Source organism: Caballeronia sordidicola (genome assembly GCF_000729995.1).
Taxonomy (GTDB): domain Bacteria; phylum Pseudomonadota; class Gammaproteobacteria; order Burkholderiales; family Burkholderiaceae; genus Caballeronia; species Caballeronia sordidicola_A.
In genome coordinates, this window is record NZ_JNFG01000001.1 from 95,159 (window position 1) to 106,652 (window position 11,494).

General features: G+C 60.4%; 10 protein-coding genes. All 10 read right to left on the reverse strand.

All coding sequences use genetic code 11. The features are described 5' to 3' along the window. Positions 1-56: 56 nt before the first annotated feature. Positions 57-1,949, reverse strand: a complete 1,893-nt coding sequence (locus tag FH08_RS0100425) for a potassium transporter Kup (RefSeq protein ID WP_031356413.1) — start codon at positions 1,947-1,949, stop codon at positions 57-59. Positions 1,950-2,242: 293 nt separating this feature from the next. After that, positions 2,243-2,803, reverse strand: coding sequence for a phosphoribosyltransferase (locus tag FH08_RS0100430; protein ID WP_031356414.1), 561 nt, complete (start codon positions 2,801-2,803; stop codon positions 2,243-2,245). 103 nt (positions 2,804-2,906) lie between these two features. Continuing rightward, positions 2,907-4,253 (reverse strand): adenylosuccinate synthase, encoded by a 1,347-nt coding sequence (locus tag FH08_RS0100435; protein ID WP_031356415.1) that lies wholly within the window; start codon positions 4,251-4,253, stop codon positions 2,907-2,909. Positions 4,254-4,382: 129 nt separating this feature from the next. Continuing rightward, positions 4,383-5,534, reverse strand: a complete 1,152-nt coding sequence (locus tag FH08_RS0100440; protein WP_031356416.1) for an ATP phosphoribosyltransferase regulatory subunit — start codon at positions 5,532-5,534, stop codon at positions 4,383-4,385. 125 nt (positions 5,535-5,659) lie between these two features. Next, entirely contained in the window at positions 5,660-5,851 is a 192-nt protein-coding gene (locus FH08_RS0100445; RefSeq protein WP_031356417.1) for a DUF2065 domain-containing protein, read from the reverse strand. A 42-nt stretch (positions 5,852-5,893) separates the two neighbouring features. Continuing rightward, positions 5,894-6,808, reverse strand: coding sequence for a protease modulator HflC (gene hflC, locus FH08_RS0100450; RefSeq protein ID WP_031356418.1), 915 nt, complete (start codon positions 6,806-6,808; stop codon positions 5,894-5,896). An 11-nt stretch (positions 6,809-6,819) separates the two neighbouring features. After that, complete coding sequence (hflK, locus tag FH08_RS0100455; protein ID WP_031356419.1) at positions 6,820-8,301, reverse strand: FtsH protease activity modulator HflK; 1,482 nt, start codon at positions 8,299-8,301, stop codon at positions 6,820-6,822. A gap of 47 nt (positions 8,302-8,348) precedes the next feature. After that, positions 8,349-9,629, reverse strand: a complete 1,281-nt coding sequence (gene hflX, locus FH08_RS0100460; RefSeq protein WP_051887583.1) for a GTPase HflX — start codon at positions 9,627-9,629, stop codon at positions 8,349-8,351. A gap of 29 nt (positions 9,630-9,658) precedes the next feature. Further along, entirely contained in the window at positions 9,659-9,895 is a 237-nt protein-coding gene (hfq, locus tag FH08_RS0100465) for an RNA chaperone Hfq (RefSeq protein WP_031356421.1), read from the reverse strand. A gap of 151 nt (positions 9,896-10,046) precedes the next feature. Beyond that, a complete protein-coding gene (gene der, locus FH08_RS0100470) occupies positions 10,047-11,384 on the reverse strand; it encodes a ribosome biogenesis GTPase Der (protein WP_031356422.1) in 1,338 nt (445 codons plus the stop codon). Positions 11,385-11,494: the final 110 nt, after the last annotated feature.

The following is an 11,494-nucleotide window of genomic DNA, read 5'->3' on the forward strand; positions in this document are numbered from 1 at the left end:
TAACTCATCAAATCGGGCAGCGTGTGCGTCATCCTCTCAGACACGCACACCCGCGGTCAAATCTCGATCTTCGTCCCCAACTCGACCACCCGGTTCGCGGGAATACTAAAGAAGTCGGTCGGCTTGGCGGCATTCTGATGCATCCACGCAAACACCCGTTCGCGCCATACCGACATGCCCGGCAACTGCGTCGGCACCACCGTTTCCCGCGCCATGAAGAACGACGTATCCATGAGTTCGAACGTCATGTCGTGGGTGCGCCCAATCTCGTTCAACACCGCCTTCACGTCGGGGGTTTCGTTGAACCCATACTGCGCTTTCACGAGAAAGAGCCCACCGCCCGCGTCCTTCACTTCCACACGCTTGTCGTCATCGACATAAGGCACATCGCGCGTAACAAAATTCAGAAAGATCGTCCGTTCATGCAGGACCTTGTTGTGCTTCAGGTTGTGCAACAGGCTAACGGGCACGAGCGTGTCATTACCGGTCAGATAGATTGCGGTGCCCGACACGCGATGCGGCGGGTGCGCGAGCAGTCCCTTCAGGAACGGCATCAACGGAATACCGTCGGCGGCGGTCCGGTCCTTCACGATCATGCGGCCCTTGAACCACGTCATCAGCAGGAAAAACAGCACGCCGCCAATACCCAGCGGCAGCCAGCCGCCCTGCTCGATCTTGAGCAAGCTGGCGCCAAAGAACCCGACATCGACGATAAAAAACACGCTGATGATCGCGCCCACCAGAAACTTGTTCCAGCCCCACAGCTTGGTCATCACGACCGACGCGAGAATGGTCGTGACAAGCATGGTCGCGGTGACGGCAAGCCCGTATGCGGCCGCGAGATTCTCGGAGCTTTTGAAGCCGATCACGATGCACAGGATCACGAACAGCAACAGCCAGTTCACGACCGGAATATAGATCTGCCCGATCGCCAGATCCGACGTATGCAGGATCTTCATGCGTGGCACGTAGCCAAGCTGGATTGCCTGGCTCGTCAGCGAATACGCGCCCGAAATGACGGCCTGGGATGCAATCACTGTCGCTACAGTCGACAGGATCACCAGAGGCAAGAGCGCCCATTCAGGCGCCAGGAGAAAGAACGGACTTTCGGCGGCTTCCGGCGAGTGCATCAGCAACGCACCCTGGCCGAAATAATTGAGCACCAGCGACGGCATGACGAGCCCGTACCACGCGTAGCGAATGGGCTTGGCGCCGAAGTGCCCCATATCGGCGTACAGCGCTTCTGCACCGGTCAGCACCAGCACGACCGACCCGAGCACGATATACGCCTGCAGCACGTGGGCAGCCATGAACGAAAACGCGTAATACGGATTCAACGCGATCAGCACGCGAGGCATTTGCACAATGTGATAAAGCCCAAGCACGGCCAGTGTCAGGAACCACAGCACCATGATCGGGCCGAAGAGCTTGCCGACCACCGACGTACCGCGGCGCTGGATCCAGAACAGCAACACGAGAATGACGATGGTGATGGGGATCACCCCTTCAGCAAGCGCCGGCGAGACAATCTCCAGCCCTTCCACTGCGGATATCACCGACATGGCCGGTGTTATCACAGCGTCGCCGTAAAACATGCATGCGCCGAAAATGCCGAGCATCATCAGCACGCCGGTTGCACGTCCAGACCCCTTCAATGTGCGTAACGCAAGCGTCATCAGCGCGAGAACGCCGCCTTCGCCGTTGTTGTCGGCGCGCATCACGAAGAGCACGTATTTGATGGAGACCACGATCATGATCGCCCAGAACAACAGCGAGATGACCCCGAGGATGGAGGCTTCGCTCAGTTCAATGCCGTGCGATTTGCTGAAGGCCTCTTTCAACGCATACAGTGGGCTGGTGCCGATATCGCCGAACACTACGCCGATTGCGGCAAGTGCCAGGGCAGGTAGCGGCTGTTTGCGCTCGTGCGCGTGAGTCATTGTGTTCATAAACGCGGGAAGCCGTCCGAAGCGGAAAAAACGAACGCCATTCTAACGTTGCGTGCGGCGCCCGACCGGCCTGTTGTGATACTGCTACGACCGGAGCGAGACGGCAGTTTAGCATTGCGGCAAGACCGCGAAGGTGCATGTAAGGTGCTTTCCGGCTTTAACCGGCGATAAGCAAAAAAACGCCGTTCAATCGCACCGGATAGGCGAATTGAACGGCGTTTCGTTTCAGTTTGGTTCTAGTGCGTGACTACTTGCGGCTCACGCGCCCGACTTGAACACGCTCAGGATTTGAATCAGCTGCGCTCGTCCTGGACACCGCGCTTGATCCACGCACCGAGGTTGTGCGGCCGGACCGTGTCCCATTCTTCGAATGGCTGATGAATCCACGGGTTCGTTTCGAGAAACTGCACATGGTAGTCGGGCTTCACTTTGGAGCAGCCCTTGTACCAAAGCACGGCGGAACGCACCCACGTGACCGCAGGATAACGGTCTTTCAGGTGCTGCTGCACGCGCGAAAGCGTCACGCCGGAGTCGACCAGGTCATCCACGAGCAGCACGTTGCCGGACAGCTCGCCGCGCGTCATGGTGATGTATTGCCCGATATCGAGCGTGCCCTGCTCCGTGCCGGCCGCCTCGCGATACGAGCTCGTCGCCAGGATGGCAAGCGGCAAGTCATAGATGCGCGAAAGCTGGTCGCCGACCCGCAGGCCGCCGCGTGCGAGGCACAGGATATTGTCGAACTTCCAGCCCGAGTCATGCACGGCGAGCGCGAGCAGTTCGATCAGCCGGTGATATTCGTCCCAGCCTACCCACAGGTTCCGGTCGTCGTTGCGCGGATCTTTCATCGCGATCATGGTGAAACTCTTTTCAATATGTACAGCTATGTACGTCTGTTGAATATGCAAAAGTGGCCGCTGATTCGCGGCCACTCTGGTCGATGCTACCCGTTTAGGTTACTTAAACCTTGAACGGATGACGCAGCAGGATGGTTTCGTCGCGATCCGGACCGGTCGACACCATGTCGATAGGTACGCCCGCCACTTCCTGGATACGCGAGAGATAGTCGCGCGCATTGGCCGGCAAGCTGTCCCATTGCGTGATGCCGATGGTGCTTTCCTTCCAGCCGCCGAACGTTTCGTACACCGGCTCGCAACGCGCGACTTCCGACGCACCGCGCGGCAGGATATCGACATCCTTGCCATCGAGCTTGTAGCCCACGCACAGCTTCACCTCTTCCAGACCGTCGAGCACGTCGAGCTTCGTCATGCACAAGCCCGAGATGCCGTTGATCTGGATCGAGCGGCGCAGCGCGGCGGCGTCAAGCCAGCCGGTGCGGCGCGGACGGCCGGTCACCGAACCGAATTCCTTGCCGACGGTCGCGAGCGTCAGGCCAACCTGCTCCTGGCGACTGGCGTTATCGGCGTCATACAACTCGCTCGGGAACGGACCTGCGCCCACGCGCGTGCAATACGCTTTCGTGATACCGAGGATGTAGTTGAGCTTTTGCGGACCCACGCCCGCACCGGCCGTTGCCGCGCCAGCGACGCAATTGCTCGACGTAACGTACGGGTAGGTGCCGTGATCGACGTCCAGCAGCGTGCCTTGCGCACCTTCAAACAGCAGGTTGCGGCCAGCGTGGTTTTCGTCGTAAAGACGGCGCGAGACGTCGGTCACCATGGGCGCGAGGCGCTCGGCGTAGCCGAACATGGTGTCGAGCGTTTCCTGGTAGTCCACCGCAGCGGCGCCCAGATAACCGGTCAGCACGAAATTGTGGAAATCGAGGGTTTCGCGCAGACGCTCAGCGAACACTTCGCGGTCGTACAGGTCCTGTACGCGCAAGCCGCGGCGGCCAACCTTGTCTTCATACGCCGGGCCGATGCCGCGTCCGGTCGTACCGATCTTCGCCGCGCCGCGCCGCGCTTCGCGGGCCTGGTCGATAGCGATGTGATACGGAAGGATCAGGTTGGCGGCTTCGGAGATGAACAGACGCTTCTGGACGTCGACACCCGCCGATTCCAGTTCGCCGATTTCCTTGAACAGCGCTTCCGGCGACAACACGACGCCATTGCCAATGTAGCAAGCGGTGCCGGCGCGCATGATGCCCGACGGAATCAGTCGAAGGATGGTTTTCTTGCCGCCGATAATCAGCGTGTGGCCGGCGTTGTGGCCGCCCTGGAAGCGCACGACGCCCTGGGCGTGGTCCGTCAACCAGTCGACGATCTTGCCCTTGCCTTCATCACCCCACTGGGTGCCGACCACGACGACGTTGCGCCCCGGGTTCACATTCACTGCGCTGGCAGACATGTCAATTTGATAGCTGGTTAAAAAAGCATTTTACCTATGTTCGCGAAAGGTTCCGAGTTTTTCCCGGTATTTGCGAACGCGTATCGATTTTGCATCGATCGGATCTGCCCGAAGTTTTCCGCAAAACCGCTAGGAACGGGCCTCTACAACCCACTTTCCATCCCGTTCGACCAGTACCCGATCGAACGCGAACTCGTCGAGATCATGGTCGTGGCCGGGCAACGCCTGAATCACCACTTCGCCCGCATCGCGCAATTGCGCGACTGCCTTGAGCAGCGGTTCGTCATGCTTCCAGGGGGCAAGGACCGCGCTGCCGCGGGCATCGACGGGAGAGATACGGGCGACTTCGCGCAGGTCGAGCGAAAAACCCGTCGCCGGGCGCGCACGGCCGTAGGCTTGGCCGACATCGTCGTAACGACCGCCTCGCGCCACCGCGTTCGGCACGCCGTCAACGTACGCCGAGAACATCACGCCGCTGTGGTACGCGTAACCGCGCAGATCGGCGAGATCGATCATCAGCTCGGCGCCGTTCGCCTGGGCCGCGAGGAACGCGAGATCGTCCAGCGCCCGGCCGATCACCGGAAGATTCGGCAGCCGGGCGCGCGCTTCGTCGAGTACGGAAGCATCGCCATACAGCGATGGCAACGCGCGCAACGCGTCCCGGGTGACATCGCCGAGCTTGGCCGTGAGTTCGTTCAGGCGCGGCACGTCCTTAGCGCCGAGCGCGTCGAACAGCGCTTCACCGAGCGCCGCCGCAGCCGGTTCCAGCTCCAGCAGCGCAGACAAAACACCGGCGTGGCACAGGTCGAGGCGCACTTTATCGAGGCCGCTCAGACGCAGCGAGTCCAGCATCAGTTGCTGGATCTCGAGATCCGCTTCCAGTCCCGCGTGGCCGTAGATTTCCGCACCGATCTGGATCTGCTCGCGCGTGGCATGCAGACCGCGCGGGCGCGTATGCAGCACATTGCCCGCATAACAAAGGCGCGTCACACCCTGCCGATTCAGCAAATGCGCGTCGATACGCGAGACCTGCGGCGTAATGTCAGCACGCAGGCCGAGCGTGCGGCCGGATAATTGATCGACGAGCTTGAACGTGCGCAGGTTCAGGTCGCTGCCGCCGCTGGTGAGCAACGACTCGATGTACTCGAGCATGGGCGGCATGACAAGTTCGTAGCCGTACGAACGAAAACGGTCGAGCAGCCGACGGCGCAATTCTTCAATCTTGCGAGCCTCGGACGGCAGGACGTCGGCGATATTCTCGGGAAGTAACCAGGTGGACATCAGTGCGTTTCCTACGGAGCGTTCGAGCGCGGCGGGGATGATTGCCGCGGATGAGCGCAAGCTTTGAGTCTATGGGCGACTGGGGACTACTCGTCGACCCGCTTTGAATTTTGAGGTTGCAAGCGTCACGTAGCGATAATCAGCAGGATAACGCCAAGCACCATGGCGATCAGCCCGCCAATCCGAATCTGGTGCGGCGGCCGTTGTGCGATCCGGCGGAACGTGTCGCGCCAGGAGTTTGGGAAGACGAACGGAAACATCCCCTCGATAATCAGCATCAACGCAATCGCGAGCAGTAACGATGCAGCCATATCCATTCGATAAAAGGCGTCGCGGCTCGCACCGCGACGCTTGGGCGTTCAGCGCTTGCGCGCGAGCGCCGGGGTGGTCGCATCGGTTCCGCTCGGCGCAGCGCCATTCGGGCTGCGCATGAAGCGGAAGAAATCGCTGCTCGGATCGACAACCATCACGTCGCCGGCATTGAACGTCTTTTTATACGCTTCGAGGCTTTGATAGAACTGGTAGAACTGCGGATCGACGCCGTATGCATCGGCGGCAATGGACGCAGCTCGGCCGTCACCCTCACCCTTGATGGTCTGCGCTTCCTTGTAGGCATCGGCAAGAATGGATTCCTGCTGGCGCTCCGCGGCCGCTTTCAGCGCATCGGCGTCCGCCGTCCCCTTCGCGCGCTCCTCGGCCGCCGCTTGCTGGCGCGCCGCGATCATGCGTTTGTAGACCGAATCGGCCACCGCTGGCGGAAAGTCGATGCGTGTCAGTTGCAGGTCGACGAGTTCCACACCGAACGCCGCTGCCGGCTGCTCGATCGCCTTCTGCGCTTCGCCTGCAATAGCCTGCTGCTCACCGAGCACATCCGTCAGCGAACGTTTCGTGAACGACGACGTCAACGCCGTGCGCGTAAGCGCGGCCAGCCGGTCCTGCGCCGTCTGCGTGTTCTTCTCGTCGCTTTCGAACAGCTTGAGCGGATCGGCCACACGATACTTGATGACCGTATTCACGATCACCTCATTCTTGTCCGACGTATTGAAGCGGTCCGAGCCTGCTTCGTCGAGCGTCAGCGTACGGGTGTCGATCAGCGTCAGGGTTTGGAACGGTGGCGGCAGCTTGAAATGCAGGCCGGGCGTGACCAGCGTGGGCGTGCCGCCGCCATGCGCGGACACGACGCCCGCATGGCGTTCGTCAACCACGAACATCATGGACGAGCCGACGAACAACACGACAACCACGGCAACGACGAGCGCAATAATTCGATTCATGATCGCGCCCCTCATTGCGTGTCGTCTTCGCGCGAACGCGAACGGAACGCATCGCGCGAGCGCGATGCGTCACCCGACGACTGCGCGGCGGCGCCCGACGCAGCAGCAGATGCTGCAGCGCTGGCGGGAGCGGCGGACTGCGCAGTCACGGCCGAAGCCGCCGATGCGCTTTCGGCGCGTGCATCCTGCGTGATCGACCCTCCGATCACGCCGGCAGGCGCGGCGCCGACCGGTTGATTCGCGCCCGCAGGCGCCGTCCCTGCAGCAACACCCGACGCGCCCGTAGGCACCGTCCCTACAGCGGCTGCGTTCGCGTTCTGCCGGTTTGCCTCGACAAGCTTGTCGAGCGGCAGGTACACCACGTTGTTCGAGCTCTTGCTGTCGACGAACACCTTCGTCGCACGCGAATAGATCTGCTGCATTGTGTCCAGATACATGCGTTGACGAATCACTGCCGGCGCCTTCGAATATTCTGCGTAGACCTGCTTGAAGCGCTCGGCATTGCCTTGCGCCTGTGAAACGACCCGGTTGCTATAGCCCTTCGCGTCGTCGATCATGCGTGCCGCATCAGTCTTCGCGCGCGGCAACAGTTGATCTGCGTAGGCTTTTGCAGTGTCGACCGCGCGCTCGTTGTCCTGGCGCACCTTCGCGGCATCTTCGAACGCCGGCTGAACTTGCGACGGAACCTGCACGCTCTCGATAGTCACGCCGGTCACCTGCAAGCCCGTCTTGTACAAATCGAGCGATGCCTGGATGGTGTCGAGAAGCTTCGCGCGCAATGCTTCGCGATCCTTGAAAAGCAGGTCGTCTGTGCTGTGCTTACCCGCGATCTCACGAATCGCGGCTTGCGCCGATTCCGTCACGTTCTGATCAGGATCGACATTGCGGAACAGATAGTCGGTCGCCGACTTGATCTGATACTGCACGGCAAACCGCACGTCGATGATATCCGCGTCGTGCGTCAGCAGCGATGCATCGCGAACGTTGGCTTGCGTCACGGTGTTGTTGCGCCCGATTTCGACCGAGCGAATCTGCGACGTATTGACGATCTCCTGCGACTCGAACGGATACGGAAGACGCCAGTGGATGCCCGCGTCGGCCGACTCTTCATACTTTCCGAAGCGCGACACAACACCCACATTGCCGTCCTGTACGACGAATACGCCGCTGCCCAGGTAGATCGCGATCAGCACGCCGATAACAATGCCCATGCCGATCTTGGCGCCGCGGCCGTTGTCGGCACGCGGACCGCCGCCTGCCGGTTTCTTGCCGAACAAGCCCGCGAGCTTCTTGTTGAAGTCGCGCCACATTTCGTCGAGATCCGGCGGGCCTTCACCATCCTTGTCCTTCGATGGGCGCTTTTGATCCTGCGGACGCTTCTGCTCCTGGCTTTTACCGTCGCCATTGCCGTCGCCCCGCCCCCAGCGCGGATCGTTGATCGAAAAGACGGCATGCGAAAGCTGCCGGTTACTCCGCTCGTTGTAGTCGTTCACTCGGTGATTCACCATTAGACAGCCGGGTCAATGCAAATCGGAACAGATCAGTGCCCGTGCTCGGGGACCTTGCGGTCATCACTTTCGTCGGCTGACCGGTGGTCTTCCGGTAGCGCGGTTCCGTCGTCGGATGTGCTATCCATGGACTCCGGCACGATTGTGCCGTCCGGAAGTTCCGTGTACTCGTTGTTATCTTTGGGTTCGGAAGCCGCGAATTCGGCGATTGCCGCGCGCAGCGCGTCGAGTCCCTGACCCGTTCGCGCGCTTAAAAAGACGCGCAAAATATTACCATACTCGTCCCTTTCGACTGGATCGTTACGGGCCGCGAGTTCAGGCACCGCATCGATCTTGTTGAAAACGAGGATCTGCGGAATGCCGTCGGCGCCAATGCTGCTCAGCACCTTATTGACTTCTTCGATCTGGTCGAGCCTCACCATGCTCGACGCATCGACCACGTGCAACAGCAAGTCGGCCTGAACGGTTTCTTCAAGCGTCGCACGAAAAGCCGCGACCAACTGGTGAGGCAGGTCGCGAATGAAGCCGACCGTATCCGACACCACCGCCTGCCCAGCTTCCTCGCTGAGATAAACGCGGCGCGAGGTGGTGTCCAGCGTGGCGAACAACTGGTCCGCCGTGTAGGCCTGCGCTTTCGTCAACGCGTTGAACAACGTCGACTTGCCCGCGTTCGTATATCCGACGAGCGACACCGACGTAGTCCGGTTGCGATCGCGCTGACGACGCTGCGTGCCGTGCTGACGCTGCAACTTCTTCAGCCGCGCCTTCAGTGCCTTGATCCGCTCGCCGATCAGCCGGCGGTCAGTTTCAAGCTGCGTTTCACCCGGGCCGCGCAAACCAATACCGCCCTTCTGCCGCTCAAGGTGAGTCCATGCGCGAACCAGTCTTGTGGACAAGTAAGTCAGCTGTGCAAGTTCGACCTGCAGCTTGCCTTCATGACTGCGGGCACGCTGCGCGAAAATATCGAGGATGAGACTGGTCCGGTCAATCACGCGCCGATCCAGCGCCGTTTCCAGATTGCGCTGCTGCGCGGGCGCGAGGGCGTGATTAAAAATGACAAGTTCCACGTCGTTGGCTTCGCATGCGAGGCGCAGCTCTTCGACTTTGCCGCTGCCGACGAACATCTTGGCATCGGGGCTGGAACGGCGACCGGTCAGGGTGACGGCGGGATGAGCACCCGCACTTTGTGCGAGCAGACTGAGTTCTTCGAGACTGGCATCGAAATCGATTTTTCCGAAGTCGACACCGACAAGCGCTGCGTTGATCAAATCAATATTTTCATTTTGAAGCGACCGGTGAATTAGCACGTTCATTCATGCCATGACACCGGGCGCAACGAGGTTTAGGGCGTCTCTGCATCCGGGTGGAAATTCACCGGACGCGCCGGCACGACCGTGGAAATGGCGTGCTTATAGACCATCTGGGTAACCGTATTCCGGAGCAACACGACGTACTGGTCGAACGATTCAATATTGCCTTGCAGCTTGATGCCGTTGACCAGGTAGATCGATACAGGCACATGCTCTTTTCGCAGTGCGTTCAAAAACGGGTCTTGTAACAATTGCCCTTTGTTGCTCATAGCAAACTCCGTATTATTTTTGCAGGTTGACGTGATTGCGACGAAGAAAAAGAGATCCGCCGTCAATCGCTACACTATAGCCGATTTTCATTTTCGCACCAGCGCGCCACGGCTGTGTAAAACCCGCCGAAACGCTTGATGCACGCGGGATTCAGCCTTTGTCCGCGTAAGGGTTCGCGCTTGAACGGAACTCTATGCGCAATGGAGTCCCAACCAGCCCAAAAGTTTCCCTGAAGCGGCCTTCGAGGTAACGTTTATAAGTGTCGGTGATCGCGTCGAGGGCATTTCCGTGCACGACGATGATCGGCGGATTTTGTCCACCCTGGTGCGCATAACGAAGCTTCGGACGAATCGGCCCGCGTCGGCGCGGCTGCTGGAATTCAACCGCGTCGATCAGCGCGCGCGTGAGCTTCGGCGTAGGTAACTTGGCCATGGCGGCGGCGTAGGCGTCATCCACCGATTTCATGAGTTGGCTGATGCCCGTCTTTTCCAGCGCCGACACGTAGTGAAATTTAGCAAAGTCCAAAAACTTGAGCTTGCGCGTCAGATCGGCCTTGGTGCGCTCGCGCACATGCGAGTCGAGTCCGTCCCACTTATTGACCCCCACTACCAGCGCCCGTCCCTGCTCGACCACGAAGCCCGCGATATGCGCATCCTGGTCCGAGATGTCCTGCTGTGCATCGAGCAGCAGAATCACCACGTTAGCGTCGGAAATGGACTGTAACGTCTTCACCACCGAAAACTTCTCCACCGCTTCGAACACCTTGCCGCGACGGCGCAACCCAGCCGTATCGATCAGGGTGTATTTGCGGCCGCTTCGCTCGAAATCAACATAGATGGAATCGCGCGTGGTGCCCGGCATGTCGAACGCGATGACCCGTTCCTCACCGACCAACGCATTGATCAGCGTCGACTTGCCAACGTTCGGGCGGCCCACAATGGCGATTTTTACGCCCCGCGCCGCTTTTTCTTCTGGATCCTCTTCCGGCTGTCCGGCATACGCTATCTCGAGCGCGTCACCGATCATTTCCGTGACGCCGTCGCCGTGCGCGGCAGAGATTGCACGCGGGTCGCCGAGGCCCAGTTCGTAGAAGTCGGCGGCGACCGCGCTGTACTTCATGCCCTCGGCTTTGTTGACTACGAGGAACAGCGGCCGTCCGGTCTTGCGCAGATAGTCCGCAATCGCCTTGTCCTGCGGCGCCAATCCGTTGCGGCCGTCGGTGATGAAGACGACCACGTCGGCCTCCTCCACCGCCTGGCGCGTCTGGCGAGCCATTTCGTGCAGGATGCCGTCTTTCGCGACCGGTTCGAAACCGCCGGTGTCGACCACTAGGTACGGCCGGTCGCCGACCCGGCCTTCGCCATAGTGGCGGTCACGGGTAAGGCCGGGCAAGTCGGCGACAAGTGCGTCGCGCGAACGGGTCAGGCGGTTGAAAAGCGTCGATTTCCCCACATTGGGGCGCCCCACGAGGGCAATTACGGGTTTCATCAGATGGTGTTCACAGTTGAACGCAAGGCGGATGATTCCGGCCCGGCGCGCGCCGGATAAAAGTCCGGAAACGGCGAGCCGCGAGTGTGCGTGGCCCGGCGATGTGTCGA